The 25,143-nt window shown below is 64.8% G+C and carries 17 protein-coding genes and 2 pseudogenes; 10 read left to right on the top strand and 9 right to left on the bottom strand.

Translation table 11 applies throughout. The annotated features are described in order from the left end of the window. Positions 1 to 64: 64 nt before the first annotated feature. Positions 65 to 2,245, bottom strand: coding sequence for a TonB-dependent siderophore receptor (locus H7993_RS05920; RefSeq protein ID WP_185793770.1), 2,181 nt, complete (start codon positions 2,243 to 2,245; stop codon positions 65 to 67). 344 nt (positions 2,246 to 2,589) lie between these two features. Between H7993_RS05920 and H7993_RS05915 the strand changes: the two genes are divergently transcribed. Then, complete coding sequence (locus tag H7993_RS05915) at positions 2,590 to 4,278, top strand: Na/Pi cotransporter family protein (protein WP_185793769.1); 1,689 nt, start codon at positions 2,590 to 2,592, stop codon at positions 4,276 to 4,278. A gap of 11 nt (positions 4,279 to 4,289) precedes the next feature. Here the strand turns inward: H7993_RS05915 and H7993_RS05910 are convergent, their stop codons facing one another. Beyond that, positions 4,290 to 5,468 carry an MFS transporter gene (locus tag H7993_RS05910; RefSeq protein WP_185793768.1) on the bottom strand — a complete coding sequence of 393 codons (1,179 nt, stop codon included), beginning with the start codon at positions 5,466 to 5,468 and terminating at the stop codon, positions 4,290 to 4,292. Positions 5,469 to 5,632: 164 nt separating this feature from the next. On the opposite strand from H7993_RS05910, the gene H7993_RS05905 reads away from it, so the two are divergent. Further along, positions 5,633 to 6,829, top strand: coding sequence for an aminotransferase class V-fold PLP-dependent enzyme (locus H7993_RS05905; protein WP_185793767.1), 1,197 nt, complete (start codon positions 5,633 to 5,635; stop codon positions 6,827 to 6,829). Positions 6,830 to 6,914: 85 nt separating this feature from the next. Here the strand turns inward: H7993_RS05905 and H7993_RS05900 are convergent, their stop codons facing one another. Both H7993_RS05900 and H7993_RS05895 read right to left on the bottom strand, forming a co-directional pair. Next, positions 6,915 to 8,207, bottom strand: a complete 1,293-nt coding sequence (locus tag H7993_RS05900) for a PQQ-dependent sugar dehydrogenase (protein WP_185793766.1) — start codon at positions 8,205 to 8,207, stop codon at positions 6,915 to 6,917. Further along, positions 8,204 to 8,632, bottom strand: a complete 429-nt coding sequence (locus tag H7993_RS05895) for a DUF2231 domain-containing protein (RefSeq protein WP_185793765.1) — start codon at positions 8,630 to 8,632, stop codon at positions 8,204 to 8,206. The genes H7993_RS05900 and H7993_RS05895 overlap by 4 nt, the downstream gene beginning before the upstream one ends. Positions 8,633 to 9,249: 617 nt before the next feature. Here H7993_RS05895 and H7993_RS05890 point away from each other — a divergent pair. Continuing rightward, positions 9,250 to 10,530, top strand: a pseudogene (locus H7993_RS05890) (methyl-accepting chemotaxis protein); the annotation flags it as partial. Positions 10,531 to 10,555: 25 nt separating this feature from the next. On the opposite strand, the gene H7993_RS05885 reads toward H7993_RS05890, so the two are convergent. Beyond that, complete coding sequence (locus tag H7993_RS05885) at positions 10,556 to 11,323, bottom strand: CHAD domain-containing protein (protein WP_185793763.1); 768 nt, start codon at positions 11,321 to 11,323, stop codon at positions 10,556 to 10,558. 234 nt (positions 11,324 to 11,557) lie between these two features. Here H7993_RS05885 and H7993_RS05880 point away from each other — a divergent pair. The 3 genes and pseudogenes from H7993_RS05880 (at position 11,558) to H7993_RS05870 (ending at position 15,703) form a co-directional block, all read left to right on the top strand. Beyond that, positions 11,558 to 13,521, top strand: a pseudogene (locus H7993_RS05880) (BCCT family transporter). A 77-nt stretch (positions 13,522 to 13,598) separates the two neighbouring features. Continuing rightward, on the top strand, positions 13,599 to 13,979 hold the full coding sequence (locus tag H7993_RS05875; protein WP_122478956.1) for a RidA family protein: 381 nt from the start codon (positions 13,599 to 13,601) through the stop codon (positions 13,977 to 13,979). A gap of 17 nt (positions 13,980 to 13,996) precedes the next feature. Then, positions 13,997 to 15,703: an amidase gene (locus H7993_RS05870; RefSeq protein WP_185793762.1), complete on the top strand. Its 1,707-nt coding sequence runs from the start codon at positions 13,997 to 13,999 to the stop codon at positions 15,701 to 15,703. 38 nt (positions 15,704 to 15,741) lie between these two features. Here H7993_RS05870 and H7993_RS05865 read toward each other — a convergent pair whose 3' ends face one another. Next, positions 15,742 to 16,668: a DNA-3-methyladenine glycosylase family protein gene (locus H7993_RS05865; protein ID WP_185793761.1), complete on the bottom strand. Its 927-nt coding sequence runs from the start codon at positions 16,666 to 16,668 to the stop codon at positions 15,742 to 15,744. A 748-nt stretch (positions 16,669 to 17,416) separates the two neighbouring features. After that, a complete protein-coding gene (locus H7993_RS05860; RefSeq protein WP_185793760.1) occupies positions 17,417 to 18,619 on the bottom strand; it encodes an MFS transporter in 1,203 nt (400 codons plus the stop codon). A gap of 108 nt (positions 18,620 to 18,727) precedes the next feature. On the opposite strand from H7993_RS05860, the gene H7993_RS05855 reads away from it, so the two are divergent. The 4 genes from H7993_RS05855 to pepN all read left to right on the top strand — a co-directional run bounded on the left by H7993_RS05855 (position 18,728) and on the right by pepN (position 23,521). Continuing rightward, positions 18,728 to 19,651, top strand: a complete 924-nt coding sequence (locus H7993_RS05855) for a LysR family transcriptional regulator (protein ID WP_185793759.1) — start codon at positions 18,728 to 18,730, stop codon at positions 19,649 to 19,651. An 82-nt stretch (positions 19,652 to 19,733) separates the two neighbouring features. Continuing rightward, positions 19,734 to 19,994 (top strand): YeaC family protein, encoded by a 261-nt coding sequence (locus H7993_RS05850; RefSeq protein WP_122478948.1) that lies wholly within the window; start codon positions 19,734 to 19,736, stop codon positions 19,992 to 19,994. Positions 19,995 to 20,020: 26 nt separating this feature from the next. Next, positions 20,021 to 20,851 carry a DUF2797 domain-containing protein gene (locus tag H7993_RS05845; protein ID WP_185794187.1) on the top strand — a complete coding sequence of 277 codons (831 nt, stop codon included), beginning with the start codon at positions 20,021 to 20,023 and terminating at the stop codon, positions 20,849 to 20,851. Between the two features lie 12 nt (positions 20,852 to 20,863). After that, positions 20,864 to 23,521 carry an aminopeptidase N gene (pepN, locus tag H7993_RS05840; RefSeq protein WP_185793758.1) on the top strand — a complete coding sequence of 886 codons (2,658 nt, stop codon included), beginning with the start codon at positions 20,864 to 20,866 and terminating at the stop codon, positions 23,519 to 23,521. Positions 23,522 to 23,694: 173 nt separating this feature from the next. Here pepN and sugE read toward each other — a convergent pair whose 3' ends face one another. Both sugE and H7993_RS05830 read right to left on the bottom strand, forming a co-directional pair. Beyond that, positions 23,695 to 24,009: a quaternary ammonium compound efflux SMR transporter SugE gene (sugE, locus tag H7993_RS05835; RefSeq protein ID WP_122478945.1), complete on the bottom strand. Its 315-nt coding sequence runs from the start codon at positions 24,007 to 24,009 to the stop codon at positions 23,695 to 23,697. A gap of 116 nt (positions 24,010 to 24,125) precedes the next feature. Next, entirely contained in the window at positions 24,126 to 25,082 is a 957-nt protein-coding gene (locus H7993_RS05830) for a bile acid:sodium symporter family protein (protein ID WP_185793757.1), read from the bottom strand. Positions 25,083 to 25,143: the final 61 nt, after the last annotated feature.

The raw sequence follows: 25,143 nt of genomic DNA, 5'->3' as shown, positions 1-25,143 counted from the left end.
TGGCCCAAGCGGAAAGTGGGGCGATGATACCAGTACTGCTCATCGACCCGCTTGTTGCGCCCGATCAGAAGCTGTACTTGGCCGTCAGCATCAGGTTGCGCGGATTGCCGTAGCTGTCGCCGCCATAGCTGGTCGAGTTGGCGATGGCATTGTAGTACTTGCGGTCGAACACGTTGTTGGCATTCAACTGCAGGTCCAGGTTGCGGTTGACCTGATAGCCGGCCATCAGGTCGGTGATGGCATAGCCACCCTGTTCCAGGCGGTAGCGGCTGCCGTCGGCCAGGTCGATGTCGTTGTACAGGCGGCTCTGCCAGGACAAGGTGCCGCCCACGCGCAGTTTTTCCAACGGGCCCTGGAAGCGGTAGCTGGTGGTGACCTTGAACAGGTGCTCGGGAATGTCGGTGTCGAAACGCTGGTTTTCATTCTGTGGGTTCGCGTTGTCCTTGAGCGTGTGGACCCGCGCGTAGGTGTAGCCACCGCCCACCTGCCAGTTATCGGTCAGCGCCCCTTGCAGCTCGAAGTCGATACCCTGGCTGCGCACCTCGCCCGAGGCTTCGTAGCAGCTGAGTTGCGGGCAGTTGTCGACGAAGATCTGCACCGCGCGGTTTTCCTGGTCGACCCGGAACAACGCCAGGCTGGCGTTCAAGGCGCCGTCGAAGTACTCGCCCTTGATGCCGATTTCGTAGTTCTTGCCCACGATCGGCTTGACCGGCGTGCCGCTGGTGTCCTGCGCGCTCTGCGGGGTGAAGATATCGCTGTAGCTGGCGTACACCGAATGGTGGTCGTCCAGCGTGTAGATCAGGCCGGCGTAGCGGGTGACGTTGCGAGTCACCTTGTAGTCGCCTTCGCCGTCGCGATTGTCATAGTCGTACCAGTCCACCCGACCACCCAGGATCAGCTTCAGCGGGTCGGCAAGGCTCAGCCGCGTGGTCAGGTACACGCCATCCTGGGTAGTGACTTCGCGGCCGTTGTCGGTGTGGGTGAAGTTCGGCTTGCCGGCGTCGATCGGCCAGTTGGTGTCGTACGGGTCGTAGTTGTGGGTGGTCATGTCGTAGATGCGCTTGCTGGCCCCCACGACCAGTTCGTGCGTTCGCCCGAACGCCTGGAAAGGACCGCTGGCAAAGGCATCGAGGCCGGCCTGGTTTTCGTCGTGGGCGGACTGGTAGACGGTACGTGCCAGCGTGTTGTTGACCCAGCGCGACTGATAAGAGCCGGAGAACAAGCCGTTCTGCTCGGCGTAGTTGGCGTTGACCTGCAGGTTCCAGTCGTTGGCCAGGCGCTGGCGCACTTCGGCGAACACGGTATTGATTTCCTGGTCCTTGTTTTCCCAGTCGGTACCCGGATTGTAGGAACGCGGCAGGTCCAGATGATGGCCGTCCTGGCCGATCATCGAGGAGCCCCAGAAGTAGTTGGTCTTGTCTTTCTGATGGGAGAAACCGAGGGTCAGCAGGGTGTCTTCGCCCAGGTCCGCCTCGGTGACGGCGTAGAACAGGCCGTGGTCCTCTTCGACGCCGTCGATGAAACTGTTTGCGTCTCGGTACGAACCCACCACTCGGCCCCGCAACGTGCCGGCCTCGTTGAGCGGGCTGGACGCGTCGATCTCGCCACGGTAGTCGTCGTGGCTGCCGGCAGCGCCGGTCAAGGTCACCTTCTGCTCGGCCAATGGCCGTTTGCGCACCAGGTTGATCGCCGCCGAGGGGTTGCCGGCACCGGTCACCAGCCCTGTCGCGCCGCGCACGACCTCGACCCGATCGAACATGGCCAGGTTGGGCTGGGCACCGATGGTTACGCCCGAATAGCCGCTGGGTATGCCGTCGTACATCAAGTTGTCGATGTCGAAGCCGCGCGCCGAATAGGCCTGGCGGCCGGGGCCGTTGGCATAGTTGAGGAACAGGCCCGGGGTGGCGCGCACCGCATCGTTGATGCTGGTCATGGCCTGGTCATCCATGCGCTGACGGGTGATCACGGTCACCGATTGCGGCGTTTCGCGCAGGCTAAGCGGCAGCTTGGTGGCGGTTGCCATGGCGCCGGTGGTGTAGGACTGCGAGCCTTCGGTGAAGCTGCCCAGCTGGAACGAGTCCGAGGTGATCTGGCTGGCACCCAATTCGATGACGCCCGGGGCCGTCTGTCCCTGGGTCTGGGTGCCATCGGCGGCCAGTGCCGGGGCCATCGTGGCCATGCAGATGGCCATGGCCAACAGATTGCGCGGAGCGTGGGGGCGTTGCAGCGGGGTAGGGCGTGACATGTAAAGCTTCCTGGCCAGACAAGGTTAATGCGAATCGTTAGCACTATTGTCTCAGAAAATTCCTACACATGGCGCAGGCGTATCAAAAAAACCGCCTTCCATTCTGCGAATTGCTCGCTGGCTTGTAGGAGCGGTCATCGGCCGCGAACCCGGCGCCACGATGCATCAGCCGATCCGTGGCGCTCCATTCGCGGCCGATGACCGCTCCTACGGGGTCCCGGATGTACCGGTGGTCGCGGCCAGGGCCTACAGGGCCGACGCGTCACCCATATGTCACATTTCATGTCTAGCTTCGATCATCACACCCCGGGCGCCGGCCTTCTTCCCTACCGCAAAGAGCCGCCATGGAAATCGATATCTTCAAAGACCTGCTGGTCCCCGTCATCGGTGGTCTGGGCATCTTCATGCTCGGCCTGGAGTTCATGTCCGATGGCATCAACAACCTGGCGGCCAACCGCATGCGCGCCTGGCTCGCCAAGCTGGCCGGCACGCCGGTGAAAGGCTTGGCCGCCGGCACGGTGATCACCGGCGTGCTGCAATCGAGCACGGCCATGACAGTCATGGTGGTTGGCCTGGTCAACGCCGGCGTGGTCGGCCTGCGACCCGCCATCAGCGTGATCATGGGGGCCAACATCGGCACCACCCTGGGCAACGGCCTGATCGCCATGCCGCTGGGTCCGCTGGGGCTGATCTTCGCCGGGGTGTTTGCCCTGGTCTACGTGTTCAGCAAGAGCGAGAAAACCCGTCACCTCGCGCTGGCCATCATTGGCTTCTCGCTGATCTTCTATGGCCTGAACCTGCTCACCGGCGGCCTCAAACCCCTGCGCGGCCTGCCCGAGGTGATGTCGGTCATTTCCAGTCTGCAGGCCGACAGCTATACCGGGCTGGCCATCTGCGTGCTGACTGCCGCGGGCATCACCGCGATGATCCATTCGTCCTCAGCCACCATCGGCATCGTCATGGGCCTGGGCGCCGCGGGCATCCTGGACTGGCAGACCGCCGTCGCGTTCTCCCTGGGCGCCGACCTGGGCACCACCGTCACCTCATGGCTGGCTTCGCTGAACCTGTCGAAGAACTCCAAGCGCGCCGCTTACGCGCACATCGCTTTCAACTTCATCGGCGTGGCAGTGATGTTTCCGCTGTTCTTTCTGTCCATGGACATCCTGCAAGGCGCCATGGGCCTGTTCGGCATGGACGTCACCCGCTCGGAAATGGTCGACGGCAAGGAAAGCTTCCCGCTGGTGCCCGTGGCAGTGGGGCTCTATTCAATCGGCTTCAATATCTTCAACACGGCGCTGATGTTTCCCTTCATCGGCGTGTTCGACCGCGTGCTGTCGCGCATCGGCGCCAGCCGCAGCGACGAGGAGGACTACGCCGTGCCGCGCTATCTCGACCGCGCCGCGCTGGCCAGCGTGAACACCGGTGTCGCGGCGGTCAGCCAGGAACTGACCCGCCATGGCCAAGGCATGGGTTTGCTGCTGGATGCGGCGCGCGGCCAGTCCCAGGCGCTGAAGAACGCCACGGAACATGAGCACGCGCTGGACACCCTGAGCCAGGAGATCCGCGGCTACACCGCGCAGATGTTCAAGAACGATCTGACTGCGCGCCAGACCAACCTGCTGGCCAGCCTCATCGAGGAAGAGGATTTCAGCGCGAGCCTGACCCGAACCCTGTCGCAGATCACCCGCCGCATCGAGCGTCAGGTGTTCAGCGCCAACGCGCGCAAGATCATCGACGCCATCCTCGATATCGTCGAGCCGGCAGTGCGCAAGGGGCCGCAAGGGGTCTACCTGCCGAATGCCCACGCCAAGGACTTGCTGGCCTTGCGCGAACGTAGCCTGCAGGGCGAACAGAAGCTTGGCTGGGATGAACGCGGCGCGATTCTGGCATTGCTGGGCAGCGCCGAGCGCGCGCTCAATCTGGTCCAGCGCATCGCTGAGGAACGCCTGTCGGTGTCGCGTGAACTGGATCAGGGCGAACCAGCCACGGCGGCCGACCATGCCCCGGCAGGGGTGTTGGCCAAGCCGCTGTAACCGACCTGGGGCTAGCGCGCAGCGGCCGCTGGCGAAGCGTGATACCAGGGTCGCAGCAGGCTGAGCAGGCCCAGCAGCGCCATGCCTGCGCCCAGCCAAAGGGGCGCTCGCAGACCCAGCCCGGCATCGATCACCGCGCCGCCGGCCCAGCTGCCCAGTGCCAGCCCGGCGGTGATGACCGAGGTGTGCAGGGTGTTGACCAGTGCGCCGGGCTCGGCGGCTTTCATCACCCGCGCGACCATGGCCGGGTTCAATGCCACCCCGGTCAGGCCGACCGTGAGGAAGCAGGCCAGGTTCAGCCAGAACACCTGGCCGGCCAGGGCGAATCCGCCCAGGGCCAGTACCAGCAGCGCCAGGCCCCAACCCAGCGCCGCGTAGGTGTGCCGATCGGCGATGCGCCCTACCACCATGTTGCCGAGCACGTTGGCCACGCCGTACAGCGCCAGCAACGGCGCCACCTGGGCGGGCGCCACACCGACTTCCTCGATGAGGATCGGCGTGCAATAGCTGAAGGCGGCGAAGGTGGCGCCGATGATCAGTCCGCTGGTGACATAGGCACCCCACAGGCTGCGATTCTTCAGGCTGATCCACTGGCTGCCCAGCGACGGCTCGTCTCCGGCCTCGGCGCGAGGCAGGCGGGTGGCAACCAGCACCGTGCACAGCGAGGCCAGCGCCACTACCAACCAGGCACTGGCACGCCAGCCATAGTGATGCTCGACCCAGGCGGTCGCCGGCACGCCGGCCACCGGCGACAGCATTAGCCCGGCCAGCACCACCGAAATGGCCCGGCCGCGGTCCTGCAGGCTGACCAACCCCGCGCACAAGGTCATGCACAGGCCGATGCAGGCCGCGCTGGAAACCCCCATGACGATCCGGGCCAGTGCCAGCACCGTATAGGTGGGCGCGGCGGCGGCCAAGGCGCCAGCCAGCACATACACCGCCAGCAGCCCGACCAGGGCGCGCTGGTTGCTGATCCCGCGCGACAGCAGCAGCATGGTCACCGGCGGCCCGCCCAGGGCCATGCCCAGCGCATACAGGGCGATCAGGTTGCCGACCTGGGCCAGGCTCACGGAAAACGCCGAGGCCAGGGCAGGCATCATGCCCGCCACCATGAACTCGGCGGTCACCAGCGAGAAAATCGTCAAACCCAACAGGTAGACGGTCGGCGGAAGCTTGGAACGGGTGGTCATGAGCATCTCGGACAAAAATGAAGCTGGCTACCCTAGGGATTCTTGAACGAATGGTCAAATAACCATTGGCGCTGTATTCATCCCCGGCGACGGTCGGCGCCGACGCTTGCTTCGCGCGAGCGGCGCGGCGATGCTCACAGGCTTTTCCAACCGAGAGCGCTGTCATGCCCTGCGTAACGCGAAGCCCTGCCGAACTGGCCATGGATGAAACCTTCTGGAAGGACGTTGCAGCGCGTTACCCGCGCGACGATGGGCCAATCAACCTCGATGGCGGCTATTTCGGGCGCATGAGCGAGGGCGTGGTACAGGCCTATGAAGATGCGATCAGGCAGGTCAACCGCGGCAACTCGGTGCAGGTCCGTGAGCATTTCGACAAGCACCAGGCCGAAGCCATCCGCCAGCAACTCGCCGAGCTGATGGGGGTGCCTGCCGACGAGCTGGCTTTCGCCCGCAGCGCGTCGGAAGCCCTCTATTCCCTGATCCGCAATTACCAGCGTCTGCAGCCGGGCGACCAGGTGCTGATCAGCGACCTGGACTACGGTTCGGTACAGGGCGCGTTCGACTGGCTGCAGCAGGCGCGCGGGGTCGAGCTGGTCACCCTGGTCCATGCCCACCCTGCAACCCACGACGGCCTGCTGCACAGCTACCGTGAGGCCTTCGCCACCCACCCACGGCTCAAGCTCATGGCGTTGACCCACGTCACCCATCGCACCGGCCTGGTCATGCCGGTAAAAACCATCGCCACCGAGGCCAGGGCGCATGGGATCGACGTGATTCTCGACGGCGCGCATTCACTGGGCCAGATGGAGGTCGATCTGGCCGACATGGGCGTGGAAATGGCCGGCTTCAATTTGCAGAAATGGATCGGCGCGCCGCTCAGCCTCGGGGTCATTCACGTACGCCGCGAGCGCTTGGCCGATTTCGCGCCGGACATGGGCAACCCTAGCTACCCGGCCGGCGACATACGCTGCCTCACACCTTATGGCACGCCCAATGTACCGGCGCTGATGAGCCTGCCGACCGTGTTTGCCGAACATGAGGCGCTCGGCGGTTGGCAGGTGAAGGGTGCACGCCTGCGCTACCTGCGCGACCTCTGGTTGCCGGCGGCGCGTGCGCTGCCCGGCATTGAAGTGCTCACGCCGGACGATCCGCGCCTGGCGTGCGGCATCGCCTCGTTCCGCTTTCGCGACGTCGAGGATCAACAAGGCAAGATCGACCAGTTGCTGGCGCAGTTCAATATCTTCACGGTGGCCCGCGCTGGCTCGGCGTGCGGGCCCTGCATACGGGTGACGCCAGGCATCAACACCACGCCGGCCGACATGCATGCCTTGGCGAGCGCCTTGGCGCTGATGAGCGAGTAAGTGAACGCGGTTGCCATAGAAGATCTGCGCGGCGGGTGCCGCGCAGATCCAGATCACCCAAGGGCAGGGCGCCCCCAGGCCGGCCTCAACGGTTGGGGGTGACCCGCCAGATGGTGTTGGCCAGGTCGTCGGCGATGATCAGCGCACCGCGCGGATCGACCGTTACACCGACAGGGCGGCCGCGGGTCTTGCCGTCGTCGCCGCGGAAGCCGGTAGCGAAGTCGATCGGCTCGCCGGCGGGTTTGTCACCGGAGAACGGCACGAAGATCACCTTGTAGCCCACGGGATTGTCGCGGTTCCAGCTGCCGTGCTCACCGACGAATGCACCCTGAGCAAATTTCTCGCCCATGGCCGGGATCGAGAAGTCCACACCCAGTGCAGCCACGTGGGAGCCCAGGCTGTAGTCGGGCTTGACGGCAGCGGCGACTTTCGCCGGGTTTTGCGGCTGAGCGCGGGAATCGACGTTCTGGCCCCAGTAGCTGTACGGCCAGCCATAGAACTGGCCTTCACGTACCGAGCTCAGGTAGTCGGGCACCAGGTCCGGGCCCAATTCGTCACGCTCGTTGACCACCGCCCACAACTGGCCGGTCCCCGGCTGAATGGTCAGCGCCGTCGGGTTGCGTATACCGGTCGCGTAGGGCTTGTGCGCACCGGTCTGCGCATCGATCTGCCAGACCATGGCGCGGTCGATCTCGACCTCCATGCCGCGTTCGGTCACGTTGCTGTTGGAGCCGATGCCCACGTACAGGTAGCGCGCGTCGTCACTGATGGCCAGCGACTTGGTCCAGTGGTGGTTGATCGCCGACGGCAGGTCGGCCAGTTTGGTCGGTGCCGCGCTGGCTTTGGTCTGCCCGTCGGTGTAGTCGAAGCGCACCAGGGCATCCTGGTTGGCCACGTACAGTTTGCCGTTGGCATAGGCCAGGCCGTAGGGCGCGTTGAGGTTTTCCGCGAACACCGTTTTCAGCTCATAGGTGCCGTCGCCATCGGCGTCGCGCAGCAGGGTCAGGCGGTTGCCGCCTTTGACCTGGGTGTTGCCCTGGGCCTTGATGTAGCTGGCGATCACGTCCTTGGGCTTGAGCTTGGCGGCGCTGCCGCCGCGACCCTCGGCCACCAGGATGTCACCATTGGGCAAGACCAGGGTCTGCCGCGGGATGGCCAGGCCGGTGGCGATCGCGCTGATGGTATAGCCTTGCGGCACGGTCGGCTTGCTGTCACCCCACGCCACCGGCTCGGCGATCTTCATGCTCGGCAGCAGGCCGCGCTGCGCTTCCGGCAACTTCGGGTCGGGCCCGCGTGCCTGGGTGCTGTCGGCTTCGCTGCCGCAGCCGGCGAGCAGCAGCGCCATGCTCAAGGCCGTCAATGCGCCTGAATATTTCATCGAACACCTCCCGAACGCAGATTGCTCAAGCCGATCCATGCCGCCACCAGCGACAGTACGGTCACCACCACCGACATGACCAACCCGGTGGGCATCACCGCCCAGGCATCCTTGGCGTGCTCGAAGGCGTTCACCAGGCCCAGCACCCACGTGATCAGCAACAGCAGAAAATACAGCACCGCACGGCCGCCCTTGTGCTCGGCACGGATCAGGTTGATCAGCGCAAAGACCAGCGCCAGCCCGCAGAACACCAGGCCACCGGCGATGAGCCAGGCGGCGAAGTTGCTCCATTGGATCTGGTAGCTCTGGTAGTAGGCGATATCACTGAGCAGGGCGCCGAGAAACAGCGGCACGGTGCCAGCCAGAAAAATCGCATGCAGCGGGCCTGGCCTGTGTCGATAGGCGAGTTGGGTAGAAGTGGTCACGATTGTTCCTCATCGTTGGACAACATCGGCACGGGTGTACCGGCTCGTCAGGGGCGCAGGGTGCGCATAGCAAGGGATCGCCGACGCCAACTGTTAGTTCACCAGGCTTCGTGTCGAAATATTTTACGCGGCGCATGCGCAGCCCAGCGCAATGGCCCGAGCCAGACGCCACCGGCCGTCGGCCGCCGCGATCTTCATTCAATCAATCGCCTCGAGTGGCCGATACAACGCCAGCCCATGCTTTCGCAGGGTTCCCCTTCTCGAGGTCTGTCATGTTCAAAACGTCTCTGCGCGCACAGGTCCTGGCGCTGCTGGCCAGTGGGTTGCTGATCCTGCTGCTGATCGCCCTGGGCAGTTTCAAGTTTCTTGCGGCCAGCCTGGATGACTACACGGCGCTGGTGGCGGGCCCCCTGCGTGCCACTGAACTGGTGGACCGGGCCAACGTCCAGTTCAAGACCCAGGTGCAGGAATGGAAGAACGTGCTGCTGCGCGGGAAGGATGCCAAGGCGGCGGACAAGTATTGGGCGCAGTTCGAGGAGCAGGAGCGCGCGGTGGCGGCGACCTTGCAAGCGCTTGGCGAGCTGCCGGGGGTGCCCGCCGGCATCAGTCAGAATGCGCAACGCCTGCGCGCCGAACACGCGGTGCTGGGTGCGGCCTATCGCAAGGGGCGCGACGCCTTCCTGGCCAGCGGCGCCGATGCTGCCAGCGGTGACCGCGCCGTGGCAGGCGTCGATCGCGCTACCAGCGAGCAGCTCAATGCCCTGGTCAGCGAACTGCGTACACTCGCCGACGAACAATCGCTGCTGATCAACCACCAAGGCCACCAGGCGATCATCTGGGGCATCGTCATCATGCTGATGTCGGGCCTGTTGATCACGGCCCTGAGCCTGTGGCTGGTCAACCGCAACCTGGTCACCCCGGTACGCGATCTGATCGACTACGTAGCGCGCCTGAGCCAGGGTCATCTGGCCGAGCGCGTGGTCAGCCATCGCCGTGACGAGCTGGGTCGCCTGGCCGTGGCCGCGAACACCCTGCGTGATTTCCTCGCCGACACCTTCACCCGCCTGCAACGCAGCACGGCCAATCTGGACCAGGCCAGCGGCGAGCTCAACACCATCGCTGCAGTCATGCTGCAGGGCACCAGCGAGCAGTTCGAACGCACCGACCAGGTGGCCACGGCGATGCAGGAAATGTCTGCGACCGCCCAGGAAGTCGCACGCCACGCCGCTGGCGCCGCCACTGCGGCGGATGACGCCGACCGCGAAGCCCAGGACGGCGAGCAGGCGATGCAAGCCACCATCCATACCATCACCCGCATGCGCGGTGAAATTGCCGTGACCGGCGATGTCATTCGTCAGTTGCGCGACGACAGTGGCCGCATCGGCAAGGTATTGGAAGTCATCCGCGGCATTGCCGACCAGACCAATCTGCTCGCGCTCAACGCCGCCATCGAAGCCGCGCGCGCGGGCGATGCCGGCCGCGGGTTTGCCGTTGTGGCCGACGAAGTGCGCACCCTGGCGCAGCGCACCGCCGCCTCCACCCAGGAGATCCATCAGATCATCGACACCGTGCAGACCGGCGCGGTGAACGCCGTGCAGGCCATCGAAAGCGGGCAGAAGCGCAGCGACGAGGGTGGCGAGCAAGTGGTGGCGGCGGGTCAGACTCTGACCCGCATCACCCAGGCCATCGAGTCGATCAGGGACATGAACCGGCAGATTGCCACCGCTGCCGAGGAACAGAACGCGGTGGTCGAAGACATCGCGCAGAATCTGGTTGAAATCACCGCCATCGCCACCACCAACCAGGGCAGCGTCGAGCGCACCCAGGCTGCCAGCAGCCACCTGCATCAATTGTCGGCGGAACTGGCTCAGGTCACCGCGCGCATCAAGGCGGCTTGAGCGAGCGCCCCGCCGCCAGCTGGCGCTACTTGCCCTTGGGCAGCAGCCGCGCCAGCTTGCGCATCTCCACTTCGGCCTTGGCCAGCTCCGTGGCCGACGCCTCTTCCCAGACCCGCTGCAGCGGCTGCAGGTCGGGCTCGACCTTGACCTTGATGCACCACTGGTGATGGTCGTGCCACGAGCCCAGTGCCGACTGCACCGCCTTGAGGGATTTCTCCGCCTTGGGCGACAGCGGCGACAGGTCCCCGAACGCCTGGATCAGGTAGCGTGTGCGCTTGACCAGGATCCGCAGTTCGTGGCGATCGAACTCGGCATCCTTCAAGGCGTGCCGCAGCTTGCGCACGTGCTTGTCGAGGGTCTTGACCACGAGCTTTTCGAACGCTCGCGAGTGGCTGCCCAGTTCACTGGCGCGGAACGCGGCCGACCAGGTGTCCAGCGCACTGAACAGGGCGTTCAGGCTCGAATGGTCGACGATCACCCGATGCTCGCCTGCAAGCCGCGCGCGACGTTTCTCGGCCGCGCCGTGCAAGCCACGCCGCTCCAGCTCCTGCACCATGACTTCCAGATCGCGGGTGGGCGTGGTGAAGCGGCCCACGTTCTTGGCTGCGCTCAGCAGCGGTTGCAGCGCCGGCAGCGCACGAACCGGTATCAACAGGCTGCGAATGCGCCGTACGGCAATGCGCAGATCGTGCAGCGCCTCTACGTCGGTCGCTGCCTGCAGACGTACCCGCGCATGAAAGAGCGCCACTTCCAGTGCGATGATCTCTTTCACATAGCTGTCGACAAATGCCATCGAATCCTCCAATAGATAGTCACGCAGCGTCGTCGCGAACGCCTGTTCAGTGATAGACCGGAAGGCCTGGCCAACGTTGCCCAAGTGCACGGATGAATATGTTTGCAAATACATCAACCGCAAACGGGTGACTGATTTTCCTGTCCGCTAAACCTCAAGGGCCCAGTGCGGTCACACCTACACTTTCCACCGCAGGCAAGCGCTGCACGTCCCACCAGGAGCTTTTCGATGACTGTGAAGTCAGACCCCGTCGAACCCTCGACCCTCAACCCACCGGTATTCTGGATATCGGCCATCTTGCTTTTGCTGCTGGTGCTGTTCGCCAGCCTGATGCCGCGGCAGGCGCAGACCTTCTTTGCCGTGGTGCAAGACTGGATTTTCACCAACGTCAGCTGGTTTTACATCCTGGCCGTGGCGATCATCCTGGGCACCGTGGTGTTCCTGGGCGTGAGTCGCTACGGCGACATCAAGCTGGGCCCGGACCACAGCACCCCGGACTACAGCAGCATGACCTGGTTTGCCATGCTTTTTTCGGCAGGCATGGGCATCGGCCTGATGTTCTTCGGCGTCGCCGAGCCGGTCATGCATTTCCTCAACCCGCCCTACGGGGAGGGTGCCACGGTCGCTGCGGCGGGCGAGGCGATGAAGATCACTTCTTTCACTGGGGCCTGCACGCCTGGGCCATCTACGCCATCGTTGCCTTGATCCTGGCCTATTTCAGCTTTCGCCACGGCCTGCCGCTGACCCTGCGTTCAGCACTCTATCCGCTGATCGGCGAGCGCATCTACGGCCCCATCGGGCATGCCGTGGACATCTTCGCCATCATCGGTACGGTGCTGGGTGTGGCCACTTCGCTGGGCTTCGGCGTGGCGCAGATCAACACCGGCCTCAACGCGCTGTTCGGCGTGCCGGTGTCGATCCCGATCCAGATCGCGCTGATCATCGGCACCACTGCGCTGGCCACGCTGTCGGTGGTGTCGGGTCTGGACAAGGGCATCCGCCGGTTGTCCGAGCTCAACCTCGGGCTGGCTGTGCTGTTGATGGCCATGGTGATGATTCTCGGCCCCACCGTGCTGATCCTGCAGACTTTCGTGCAGAACACCGGCGGGTACCTGAGCGAAATCGTCAGCCGCACGCTCAACCTCAATGCCTACCAGCCCACCGACTGGATCGGCGGCTGGACCCTGTTCTACTGGGGCTGGTGGCTGGCCTGGTCGCCGTTCGTGGGGCTGTTCATCGCGCGCATCTCGCGCGGCCGCACCATTCGTGAATTCGTCACCGGCGTGCTGCTGGTGCCTACCGCGTTCACCCTGCTGTGGATGACCGTGTTCGGCAACACCGCGATCCACATGATCCTCGAGCAGGGCATGGTGGACCTGGGCATTGCCGTGGACAAGGACACCTCCCTGGCACTGTTCGCGTTTCTCCAGCACTTCCCGTTTTCCGGGGTGATCAGCGCGCTGGCGATCATCATGGTAGTGGTGTTCTTCGTGACGTCCGCCGACTCCGGCGCCATGGTGGTCGACATGCTTGCGTCCGGCGGTTCGGAAAACACCCCCGTGCGCCAGCGCATCTTCTGGGCCTCGAGCATGGGCCTGGTGGCGATCGCGCTGCTGCTGGCCGACGGCCTCAAGGCCTTGCAGACCGCAACCATCGCCAGCGCGCTGCCCTTTACCCTGGCTTTGCTGCTGAGCATGCGCGGCCTGCTCAAGGCGCTCAAGCTCGACGCCACCAAGCGTGACCTGCGTCACCAGGCACTGGCCATCTCGCCAAGCACGCCGCGTACCGGCGGCACCTGGCAGCGCCGCCTGCGCACCCTGGCGATGTTTCCGCGGCGTGCCCACGTGGTTCGTTTCATCGAGGACGTGGCACGTCCGGCGTGCCTTGGCGTTGCCGAGGAATGGCGCCTGCAGGGTTACGACTGCACCGTGGAAGATGGCGAGGAGGGCGGCGTGCGCCTGAGCGTCGGTCCTGCCGACACCGCCTTCATCTACGAGATCAGGCCCCATGCCTATGCCACACCCAGCTTCGTCATGAGCGGGCCGCCGGGCGAAGAGCGCAAGTACTTCCGCGCCGAAGTGCATCTGCGCGAGGGTGGCCAGGATCACGACGTGATGGGCTGGTCCCGCGACGAGGTGATCGGCGACATTCTCGACCACTACGAGCGGCACATGCACTTCCTGCACCTGGTGGGTTGAGCTTCACGCCGTTTCAATTTGCAATGGCCGGGCGGTAACATGCCGGCCATTGCCATCCCTCATTTCAGGAGCCTCCCATGGCCCATTCCGACATCACGTTCCTGCCAGACCCCGACCCCGAGTCGATTTCCTCGGACGTCGCAGGTTTCGGCGGCCTGCTGGTAACCACTCAGATCCCGACCCGCGCCGACGGCAGCCTGGAGCTGGGCAGCATCACCGAGCAGAGCGAATGCACGCTGCAGGCGCTGAAAGTGGCGCTGGAGGCGGCGGGCAGTTCGCTCGATCGCGTCCTGCACCTGACCATCTACCTGACCGACATGGCTGATCGTCCCGCGTTCAACGAGGTCTACCAGCGCTTTTTCGCCAAGCCCTGGCCGGTGCGTGCGGCGGTGGGCATCACCGCGCTCGCTGCCACAGGCATGCGCGTGGAAGTCACCGCCATGGCAGCCAAGGGCTGATCGTGCAGGAGAGCAGCATGATCGAAGTCACCGAGGTTTCCATCGCGCAACTGCGTGCCGCGCTGGAAAGCGGCCAGACCACCGCTGTCGAGCTGGTCCAGGCCTATCTGCAGCGCATCGCCGCCTACGACGGCGCCGACACGCCTACTGCGCTGAACGCGCTGGTGGTGCCGAACCCCTCGGCGCTGGCCGAAGCCCGCGCGGCGGATGCACGTCGCGCCAGTGGCCAGACGCTGGGGCCGCTCGATGGCATCCCCTACACCGCCAAGGACAGCTACCTGGTCAAGGGCCTGACCGCAGCTTCCGGCAGCCCGGCCTTCGCCGGGCTGGTGGCGCAGCGCGATGCGTTCACCGTCGAGCGCCTGCGCGCGGCCGGGGCGATCTGCCTGGGCAAGACCAACATGCCGCCGATGGCCAATGGGGGCATGCAGCGCGGTGTCTATGGACGCGCCGAAAGCCCGTACAACGCCGACTTTCTCACGGCGCCTTTCGCTTCCGGCTCGTCGAATGGCGCCGGCACCGCGACCGCCGCCAGTTTCGCGGCCTTCGGCCTGGCCGAGGAAACCTGGTCCAGCGGGCGCGGTCCGGCGTCCAACAATGGTCTGTGCGCCTACACACCCTCGCGCGGGATCATCTCGGTGCGCGGCAACTGGCCACTGACGCCGACCATGGATGTGGTTGTGCCATTTGCTCGCACCATGGCCGATCTGCTGGAAATCCTCGACGTGGTGGTCGCCGACGACCCCGACACCCGGGGCGACCTGTGGCGCCTGCAACCCTGGGTGCCGATACCCCAGGTCGCCAGCGTGCGCCCGGCGTCCTACCTGGAGCTGGCCGCCCCCGCCGAGGCACTGGCGGGCAAGCGTTTCGGCGTCCCGCGCATGTACATCAATGCCGACCCGCTGGCGGGCACTGCGGAGCAACCGGGCATCGGCGGCCCGACCGGGCAGCGCATCCACACCCGTGCCTCGGTGATCGAACTGTGGCAGCAGGCACGGCGTGCCCTCGAGGCTGCCGGCGCCGAAGTCGTGGAAGTGGACTTCCCCCTGGTGTCCAATTGCGAAGGCGACCGACCGGGTGCGCCAACCGTGTTCAACCGCGGCATCGTCGACCCGGCGTTCCTTCACCATGAGCTGTGGGACCTGACCGCCTGGGCGTTCGACGATTTCCTGCGCGCCAATGGCGACCCGGCGCTCAACCGTCTGGTGGACGTCGATGGGCCGCTGATCTTTCCGCACGACCCCGGCACGCTGCCCAACCGCGAAGGCGACCTGGCCGCCGGCATGGACGAGTACGTGAAGATGGCCGAGCGGGGCATCACCCCGTGGGACCGGATCGACACCCTCGCCGACGGCCTGCGTGCACTGGAACACACCCGCAAGATCGACCTGGAAGACTGGTTGCAGGCACTGCAGCTGGATGCCGTGGTGTTCCCAACCGTCGCCGATGTGGCGCCGGCCAATGCCGACGTCGACCCGGCCGCGGCGGACATCGCCTGGAGCAACGGTGTGTGGGTGGCCAACGGCAATCTGGCGATCCGCCATTTGGGCGTGCCGACCGTGACCGTGCCGATGGGCCTGATGGCCGATATCGGCATGCCGGTGGGTCTCACGTTCGCCGGCCGCGCCTATGACGACACGCAACTGCTGCGGTTCGCCGCGGCCTTCGAAGCCACGGGCAACCGCCGGGCGATTCCACTGCGCACGCCACCCTTGCAGCGCTGAGCGTATGGCTGACACCCGGGCGTCATGGCCCTCCGGTGTCAGCCGCCACGCTGGCCATCGGTGCGGTCCATGAGCTCATTCCAGATGTACATGACGGCGTAGGCACGCCATGGTCGCCAGTCTTCGCTGCGCAGCCGTTGATGACCGGGCTTGAGCAGCTCGGGGTGTGCGCGCGTGATCTCCTGCATGATCACCAGATCGCTGCCCGGCCAGGCGTCGGCGTCGCGCCAGGCACGCATCGCCACGTATTCGACCGTCCACGGGCCAATACCCGGCAGTGCCAGCAGGCCTTGGCGCAGGGGCGTCAGGTCGGTACGTGTGTGTTCATCGACGAACGCTTCGATCTGTACCTGATTGCAAGCCACTGCAGCGGCGAAGTTCTGCAGCGCGGCCACGCGCTTGCCGGGCATGCCGATGCGGTCGAGGTTGACCTCGGCCAAGGCAGCGGGAGTGGGAAACTGCCACGCGACCTGTGGGTGCTGTGGCAGCGCCACCGGCCGCCCGGCCCGCTCGGCCAGACGCCCGGCAATGGTGGTGGCCGCCTTGACGCTGACTTGCTGGCCGACGATGGTGCGCACGATCAGCTCGAAGGTCGACCAGGTGCCAGGCACGCGCAGTCCCGGCGTCTGCAGCAGCAGGCGACCAAGCCAGGGGTCGCTGTCCAGCGCCGCGTGCAACCGCTGCGGGTCAAGATCCAGATCGAACATGCGCCGCAGGCGTGGCACCAGCGCGGCCAGGTGAACGCTGGCCGGTCCATCGATGCGCGCGATCAGGCAGTCACGGGTCGGGTCCTGGCGGACACTTAGCAGGCCTTCGTCACCCTGCCATTCGACGGTACGCAGGTAGACGCCGTCGATGACGGTCTCGACCAAGGCGCTGGAGCGTCCGCCGTAGAACCTGAGCAGGCGCTGCCAGTCGAAAGGCGGCTGATAGAACAGCTCGATGTCGGTACTGAGTGAGGGCATGGTGGAAAACTCCTTGCCGGTTCAGACCGTGCATCCCTCCACTTTGCTGCATCCACAGTCGACGCGGCTCGCGCCGCTGCTACACCCACTCCCCACCGACCTGTAGCAGCGGCGCAAGCCGCGTCCGGCCTTACCGCGTTCATCCAGACACACCGCCTTGCCCGCCGACGCGGCTCGCGCCGCTGCTACACCCACTCCCCACCGACCTGTAGCAGCGGCGCAAGCCGCGTCCGGCCTCACCGCATTCATCCAGACACACCACCTTGCCCACCGACGCGGCTCGCGCCGCTGCTACACCCACTCCCCACCGACCTGTAGCAGCGGCGCAAGCCGCGTCCGGCCGCACCGCGTTCATCCAGACACACCGCCTTGCCCGCCGACGCGGCTCGCGCCGCTGCTACACCCACTCCCCGCCGACCTGTAGCAGCGGCGCAAGCCGCGTCCGGCCTCACCGCATTCATCCAGACACACCACCTTGCCCGCCGACGCGGCTCGCGCCGCTGCTACATCCAATCCCCGCCGACCTGTAGCAGCGGCGCAAGCCGCGTCCGGCCTTACCGCGTTCATCCAGACACGCCGCCTTGCCCGCCGACGCGGCTCGCGCCGCTGCTACATTCGATCGCCGTTGAGGCTGCATACCGCATTCCTCTGTAGCAGCGGCGCAAGCCGCGTCCGGCCTCACCGCATTCATACAGACACACCACCTTGCCCGCCGACGCGGCTCGCGCCGCTGCTACAGACCATCCGATTACTGGGCTGCTGCCGGGCGCTTGATCATCAGCAGGGCTACGATCAGCGCCAGCACCGCCACGCCGGTGGCCAGCAGACCGAGGGATTCCAGGCCGAACTGACGAATGCCCAGGCCACCGAAAATAGCGCCCAGACCAATGCCGGCATTGGCCGCCGAGATGTTCAGCGACGCCGCCAGGGCCTGGGCCTTGGCGCCAGCCTGCATGACGCGTACCTGGCAGATCGGAAACAGCGCCGTATAGGCGATGCCCCAGGCAACCAGTGCCGCGATCAACCAGGCGCGCTGCTCGGCCAGCGCTACGGCAGCGGTCATGCCCGCGCCCAGCACCAGCAGAAACACCACCATCGCGCCGAGCGGACGCCGGTCGACCATGCTGCCACCCAAGTGGTTACCCAGCATGCCGACTGCGCCGAAGCCCATCAGCCACCAACCGACCTGACCTGCCGGCACACCACCCAACCGCTCGAGGATGTCAGCCAGGTAGGTGTAGGCGGTGAACATGGCGGTAAAGGTCAGCACCGACAGCAGCACGTGGGCCAGGAAGCGCGGCTGACGCAGGATCGCCGTCTGCTTCTCGCCGACCGCGGCGGCGGGCGAGCCGGGCAGTTTCGGCATCACCAGATGCATCAGCACGCCAATCAGCAGCGACACCCCAGCCAGCACCCAGAAGCTCCCGCGCCAGCCGATCAGGTCGGCGGCCACGGTGCCCAGCGGAACGCCGAACACCAACGCTGCGGAAATGCCCAGGTACACCTTGGCCACGGCCTTGCCGGATTGTCCGGGCGCAGCCAGTTGGCCGGCGGTTTCACTGGCCGTGCCCCAGAACACCGGTAGCGCCAGGGCAGGGATGAAGCGCGCGATGGCCAGCACCCAGATATTGGTGGACACCGCCGCCAGCACATTGGACGCCGCGAACACCAGCAGAATCAGGGTGAACAGTTTCTTGCGCTCGACGTGCGCCAGGCGCGCCGTCAGATACGGTCCGAACAGCATCACGGTGAATGCGAACAGGGTCACCACCTGACCGGCCAGGGCAATGGAAATATCCAGGTCCCGTGCCAGGCTCGGCAACAAGCCGACGATCAGGAACTCGGTGGTCACGATGATGAAGGCCGCCACGGCCATGATCAGGATCTGCACGCCGGAAGCGCTGCTGCTCAAGGCAGACGGCGCGGCTTCGGCCATGTGGGAAGAAGACATCGAACTTAACTCCGGAAAGATTTTGTAATAGCCTATTGGGGAAGTCCTGGAAAATCCCGGCCATTAATTACCTTGTGAATTGAACTGAATTCACCAATCGGAGGTGCGATGTTTTCCTCGGAGCGCCTCAAGGGCATCGACGTCTTCGTCAGCGTCGCCGACCTGGGCAGTTTCACCGCCGCCGCCGAAAGGCTGAACCTCAGCAACTCGGCGGTCAGCAAAGGCGTTGCGCGCCTGGAAGCGCGGCTCGGCGTACGGTTGTTCCAGCGCACCACGCGGCGCCTGGCGCTGACCGAGGCAGGGCAGACCTTCTACCGCACCTGCACCAGCGTGCTCGCCGACCTCGAAGAGGTGGAACTGGCCATGAGCGCCGAGCAGCGCGAACCCCATGGCCGCCTGCGCATCGACCTGCCTGCGTCCTACGGCCGATTGCACGTGCTGCCGCTGATTCTCGAGTTCGCTGCGCGGCATCCGCGGCTGCAGCCTCACGTGTCGTTCTCGGACCGCTTCGTCGACCCTGTCCAGGAAGGCATCGACATCGTCGTGCGCATCGGGGGTTCCGATGCCTGGCCGAGCAACGTCGGGCGACGCTTCCTGGGGCGTCAGCGGCTGGTGTTCTGCGCAGCACCCGCCTACCTGCACGAGCACGGCACGCCACAGGGCGAGCGTGAGCTGGAACAGCATCGCTGCGTTGGCTATGGGCAGACCGATGGCACGGTCTATCCGTGGTACTTCAAGGGCCGCCAGCCCGGCGACATGGAGCGACGGACCATTCATCCGCACGTGGCCGTTGGCGACGGCGAAGGGCAGGTGATGGCCGTGCTTGCCGGGCAGGGCATCGCCCAGCTGCCGACCTGGCTGATCCAGCGGCATCTGGACAGCGGCGCCCTGGTCGAAGTGCTCGCGCCATTGGCCACCGACGGCCTGGCAATGAACCTGGTGTGGCTGAAAAGCCGTGAAGCCCTGCCCAAGGTGCATGCCCTGCTGGAATTCCTCACCGCGCGACTGACCCCGGCTGGCTCGGTTCCCTAGCGGTCTAGGGCCGGGGGCCGGGATTTCGCTTTACGCACTCGGTACACCGTTTAAAATGCCAGCATCCATTGGAGGCCTCCGCATGTCGTCATTCGCCCACATGATCGAAAACATCACCCCTGATATCTACGAAAGCCTCAAGCTGGCCGTCGAAATCGGCAAATGGTCCGACGGCCGCAAGCTGACCGCCGAGCAGAAAGAACTGACCCTGCAGGCCATCATCGCCTGGGAAATGAAGAACCTGCCCGAAGATCAGCGTACCGGCTACATGGGCCCGCAAGAGTGCGCCTCGAAGTCCGCGCCGATCGAAAACATCCTGTTCAAGTCGGATTCGATCCATTGACCTGCGATCTCTTTGCGCAAGACACCCTGCAAGAGCTCGGTCGCGGTGCGGCCAGCAAGATGTCCGCACAGCTCGAGGCGCCAGTGGTGCAATACCAGCTGCGTCTGGGCGATACGCAGATTGCCGTCAATCCCTTGATCGGCAGCAAGCTGCGCCTGGAGTTTCTCGGCGCCATCCACTGCGTGAACTGCGGACGCAAGACCAAGACCAGTTTCAGCCAAGGCTACTGCTACCCCTGTATGACCAAGCTGGCCCAGTGCGATGTGTGCATCATGGCTCCGGAAAAATGCCACTACGACGCCGGTACCTGCCGCGATCCGGCCTGGGGCGAGCAGTTCTGCATGACCGATCATGTGGTCTATCTGGCCAACTCTTCAGGGGTCAAGGTCGGCATCACCCGCGCCAGCCAGTTGCCTACCCGCTGGCTCGACCAGGGCGCCAGCCAGGCACTGCCGATCATGCGCGTGGCGACCCGCCAGCAATCCGGGCTGGTCGAAGACCTGTTCCGCTCGCAGGTCGCGGACCGCACCAACTGGCGCGCGCTGCTCAAGGGTGACGCCCCGGCGGTGGACCTGGTGGCTATCCGCGAGCAACTGTTCGACAGCTGCGCGGCCGGTATCCAGATGCTGCAGGATCGTTTCGGCCTGCAGGCGATCCAGGCCCTGAACGATGTGGACCCCATCGAGATCCGCTACCCGGTGCACACCTACCCGAGCAAGATCGCCAGCTTCAACCTGGACAAGAACCCCATCGCCGAAGGCACGTTGCTGGGCATCAAGGGTCAATACCTGATCTTCGACTCCGGCGTCATCAATATTCGCAAGTACACGGCTTACCAATTGGCCGTGCATCAGTAGAAGGGTTTTCGCATGCGTACCGAACAACCGAAAATGATCTACCTGAAAGACTATCAGGCGCCCGATTATCTGATCGACGAGACGCACCTGACATTTGAGTTGTTCGACGATCACAGCCTGGTCCACGCGCAGTTGGTCATGCGCCGCAACCCGGCGCGCGGGGCCGGGCTGCCACCGCTGGTGCTCGACGGCGAGTTGATGGAACTGCTCGGCGTCAAGCTCGACGACAGCGACCTGGGTGCCGCCGACTACCAGCTGACCGCCGACAGCCTGACCCTGCAGCCGCGCAGCGAGGCGTTCACCGTCGACACCAGCGTGCGCATCCACCCCGAAACCAACACCGCACTGGAAGGCCTGTACAAGTCCACGGGCATGTTCTGTACCCAGTGCGAGGCCGAAGGCTTCCGCAAGATCACCTACTACCTCGACCGTCCCGACGTGATGAGCCGCTTCACCACCACGTTGATCGCCGACCAGCAGCAGTACCCGATCCTGCTGTCCAACGGCAATCCGGTCGGCAACGGCCCCCAGGAAGATGGCCGGCACTGGGCCACCTGGGAAGACCCGTTCGTGAAACCGGCGTACCTGTTCGCGCTGGTGGCCGGTGACCTGTGGTGCGTGGAAGACAGCTTCACCACCGTCAGTGGTCGCGATGTGGCGCTGCGCATCTATGTCGAGCCGGAGAACATCGACAAGTGCGCTCACGCCATGACCAGCCTGAAGAAGTCCATGCATTGGGACGAAGAAGCCTACGGCCGTGAGTACGACCTGGACATCTTCATGATCGTCGCGGTCAACGACTTCAACATGGGCGCCATGGAAAACAAGGGCCTGAACATCTTCAACTCCAGCGCCGTGCTGGCCCGCGCCGAAACCGCCACCGATGCCGCCCACCAGCGGGTCGAGGCCATCGTCGCCCACGAATATTTCCACAACTGGTCGGGCAACCGGGTGACCTGCCGCGACTGGTTCCAGTTGTCGCTCAAGGAAGGCTTCACCGTATACCGTGATGCAGGCTTCAGCGCCGACATGCATTCGCCGACCGTCAAGCGCATCCAGGACGTCGCCTACCTGCGCACCCATCAGTTCGCCGAAGATGCCGGGCCGATGGCTCACGCGGTGCGCCCCGACAGCTTCATCGAGATCTCCAACTTCTACACCTTGACCGTGTACGAGAAGGGCTCGGAAGTGGTCGGCATGCTGCACACCCTGCTGGGCGCCGAAGGCTTCCGCAAGGGCAGCGACCTGTACTTCGAGCGTCACGATGGCCAGGCCGTGACCTGCGACGACTTCATCAGTGCGATGGAAGACGCCAACGGTGTCGAGCTCGAGCAGTTCAAGCGCTGGTACAGCCAGGCGGGCACGCCGCGGCTGCAGGTCAGCGAACGCTACGATGCGCAGGCTCGCACCTACAGCCTGACCCTGCGCCAGAGCTGTCCCGAGACACCGGACAAGGTCGAGAAGCTGCCGTTCGTGATTCCCGTGGCGCTGGGCCTGCTTGACGCCAATGGCCAGGAGCTGCCATTGCGTTTGAGCGACGAGGCCGCGGCGGTCGGTACCAGCCGTGTGCTGGCGGTGACCGAGGCGGAGCAGACGTTCACTTTCGTCGACATCGCCGAGCAACCATTGCCGTCGCTGCTGCGCGGCTTCAGTGCGCCGGTCAAACTGATCTTCCCGTATACCCGTGACCAGCTGATGTTCCTCATGCAGCACGACAGCGACGGTTTCAACCGCTGGGATGCCGGCCAGCAGCTGTCGGTCCAGGTGCTGCAGGAAATGATCGGCCAGTACCAGCGCGGCGAGTCGTTGTCGATGGATCCACGCCTGCTCACGGCCCTGGCCAGCGTGCTGGAGAATCCGCAACTGGATCCGGCGATGGTTGCCGAGATGTTGTCGTTGCCCAGCGAGGCCTATCTGGCCGAGATCAGCGAAGTGGCCGATGTCGACGCGATCCATGCCGCTCGCGAGTTCGCCCGCAAGCAGCTGGCCGACGGTCTGTTCGATGGGCTGTGGACGCGCTACCAGGCCAATCGCGAGGTCTCCAGGGCCACTGCGTACGTGGCCGAGAAAGAGCATTTCGCCCGCCGCGCGCTGCAGAACATCGCGTTGTCCTACCTGATGCTCAGCGGACGTCCCGAAGTGCTCGCCGCTACCCTTGAACAATATGATGCCTGCGACAACATGACCGAGCGCCTGACGGCCCTGGCGGTGTTGGTCAATTCGCCGTTCGAAGCGGAAAAGGCGCGTGCCCTGCAAGCCTTTGCCGAACACTTCAAGGACAATCCACTGGTCATGGATCAGTGGTTCAGCGTGCAGGCGGCCAGTGGCTTGCCGGGCGGGCTGCAGCGGGTGAAGGCGCTGATGCAGCATCCGGCGTTCACCCTGAAGAACCCGAACAAGGTGCGTGCGCTGATCGGTGCCTTCGCGGGTCAGAACCTGATCAACTTCCATGCGGCCGATGGCTCGGGCTACCGTTTCCTGGCCGACCTGGTGATCGAGCTCAATGCCCTGAACCCGCAGATCGCCTCGCGGCAACTGTCGCCGCTGACCCGTTGGAGAAAGTACGACAGTGCGCGGCAGGCACTGATGAAAGCCGAGCTTGAACGGATTCTCGCCTCCGGCCCGCTGTCCAGCGACGTCTACGAAGTGGTCAGCAAAAGCCTGGCTTGATGGATCGATTGGTGGGGATTCTTCGCGGGCAGAGCCCGCTCCCACAATGAATGCGGGTACATCGTCTCATTGTGGGAGCGGGCTCTGCCCGCGAAAAGGGCCCCGCAAATTGGCTGACGCACCGCAGCGCTCGGTTCGCGGCCACAGACCGCTCCTACAGGAGCGTTACAGGATCAAGTGCTGACCTTCAGCCCCACCAACCCCAGGATGATCAGACCCACACTGACCATCCGCATCAGCGCCATCGACTCGCCAAACAGCACGATACCGGCAATCACCGTACCCACCGCACCGACCCCGGTCCAGATGGCATAGGCGGTGCCCAAGGGCAGCTCACGCATGGCCAGGCCGAGCAGGCCGAGGCTCGCCGCCATGGCGGCAACGGTCAACACGGTAGGAAGGGGGCGGGTAAAGCCGTCGGTGTACTTCAGGCCGATGGCCCAGCACACTTCGAACAGACCGGCGAAGAACAACAGTAACCAGGACATGGAAAAACCCTCATCGAAGATGGGGTCGTCCCCGTTTGCAGGAAAAGTGGCGCCGGGTCGTCCCGGCGCCGAACACCATGTTGCCCATCCTTGCCCGATGGATCAAGTGCGGCGGATCAAGGTTCGGTCTTCAACGCGCCCGGCTCGGTGCCTTCCATGCGCCGGAAATAGGTCGAGAGCAGTGCTCCGGAAATATTGTGCCAGACGCTGAACAAGGCGCTGGGCACCGCCGCCAGCGGTGAGAAGTGAGCACTGGCCAAGGCTGCGCCCAGTCCCGAGTTCTGCATCCCGACTTCCAAGGCCAATGACTTGCGCTGCGCCAGCGGCAGCTTGAACAGCTTGCCGGTGAAGTAGCCGAGCAGGAAACCGAAACTGTTGTGCAGAATCACCACCGCCATGATCAACAGGCCCGACTCGGCAATGCGTGCCTGGCTGGCCGCGACCACGGCGCAGACGATCAACACGATACTCACCACCGACACCAGCGGCAGCACATCGACCGCCAGCTGGACCCGTGCACCGAGCAGCTTCTGGGCAACGACGCCCAGGACGATCGGCAGCATGACCAGTTGCAGGATCGACCAGAACATTTCCATGAACGATACCGGCAGCCAGGCCGAAGCCAACAGCCAGATCAGGGCAGGGGTGAGCAGCGGGGCGAGCAGGGTAGTCACCGCCGCGATGGCCACCGACAGCGCCAGGTCGCCCTTGGCCAGCCAGGTCATCACGTTGGACGAGGTGCCGCTCGGGCAGCAACCGACCAGAATCACACCGACGGCGATCTCCGGCGGCAGATGGAACACCTGGCACAACAGCCAGGCGACACCTGGCATGATCACGAAGTGCGCGACCGCGCCCAGCGCCACGCGCCACGGATGACGCCCGACCTCGGCAAAATCGTCGAGCTTGAGGGTCAGGCCCATGCCGAACATCACCAGGCCCAGCAGCGGCACGATCAGCGGCTTGAGGCCGATGAACCATTCAGGCGCCAGAAACGCCAGTATGGCGAACAGCAGGACCCAGTAGGCAAAGGTATTGCCAACGAAGCGACTCAAAGCGGCCAAGGCGCGCATGGGGTAGTTCCTTCTTATATAGAATCATCATGTTGGTACCCGCAAACCCCTGGAGGAGCGG

This window comes from Pseudomonas baltica, assembly GCF_014235765.1.
Taxonomy (GTDB): domain Bacteria; phylum Pseudomonadota; class Gammaproteobacteria; order Pseudomonadales; family Pseudomonadaceae; genus Aquipseudomonas; species Aquipseudomonas baltica.
The sequence above is the reverse complement of the archived record's forward strand: the minus strand, read 5'-3'. Positions and strand labels throughout refer to the sequence as shown.

What these genes read in the sequence shown, in the direction of transcription:
- H7993_RS05830 (WP_185793757.1), bottom strand. Translation starts at nt 25,082, where the DNA reads ATGCGCGCCTTGGCCGCTTTGAGTCGCTTCGTTGGCAATACCTTTGCC.
- H7993_RS05865 (WP_185793761.1), bottom strand. Translation starts at nt 16,668, where the DNA reads ATGCCCTCACTCAGTACCGACATCGAGCTGTTCTATCAGCCGCCTTTC.
- H7993_RS05920 (WP_185793770.1), bottom strand. Translation starts at nt 2,245, where the DNA reads ATGTCACGCCCTACCCCGCTGCAACGCCCCCACGCTCCGCGCAATCTG.
- H7993_RS05900 (WP_185793766.1), bottom strand. Translation starts at nt 8,207, where the DNA reads ATGAAATATTCAGGCGCATTGACGGCCTTGAGCATGGCGCTGCTGCTC.
- pepN (WP_185793758.1), top strand. Translation starts at nt 20,864, where the DNA reads ATGCGTACCGAACAACCGAAAATGATCTACCTGAAAGACTATCAGGCG.
- H7993_RS05885 (WP_185793763.1), bottom strand. Translation starts at nt 11,323, where the DNA reads ATGGCATTTGTCGACAGCTATGTGAAAGAGATCATCGCACTGGAAGTG.
- H7993_RS05855 (WP_185793759.1), top strand. Translation starts at nt 18,728, where the DNA reads ATGTTTTCCTCGGAGCGCCTCAAGGGCATCGACGTCTTCGTCAGCGTC.
- sugE (WP_122478945.1), bottom strand. Translation starts at nt 24,009, where the DNA reads ATGTCCTGGTTACTGTTGTTCTTCGCCGGTCTGTTCGAAGTGTGCTGG.
- H7993_RS05910 (WP_185793768.1), bottom strand. Translation starts at nt 5,468, where the DNA reads ATGACCACCCGTTCCAAGCTTCCGCCGACCGTCTACCTGTTGGGTTTG.
- H7993_RS05860 (WP_185793760.1), bottom strand. Translation starts at nt 18,619, where the DNA reads ATGTCTTCTTCCCACATGGCCGAAGCCGCGCCGTCTGCCTTGAGCAGC.
- H7993_RS05905 (WP_185793767.1), top strand. Translation starts at nt 5,633, where the DNA reads ATGCCCTGCGTAACGCGAAGCCCTGCCGAACTGGCCATGGATGAAACC.
- H7993_RS05915 (WP_185793769.1), top strand. Translation starts at nt 2,590, where the DNA reads ATGGAAATCGATATCTTCAAAGACCTGCTGGTCCCCGTCATCGGTGGT.
- H7993_RS05870 (WP_185793762.1), top strand. Translation starts at nt 13,997, where the DNA reads ATGATCGAAGTCACCGAGGTTTCCATCGCGCAACTGCGTGCCGCGCTG.
- H7993_RS05875 (WP_122478956.1), top strand. Translation starts at nt 13,599, where the DNA reads ATGGCCCATTCCGACATCACGTTCCTGCCAGACCCCGACCCCGAGTCG.
- H7993_RS05850 (WP_122478948.1), top strand. Translation starts at nt 19,734, where the DNA reads ATGTCGTCATTCGCCCACATGATCGAAAACATCACCCCTGATATCTAC.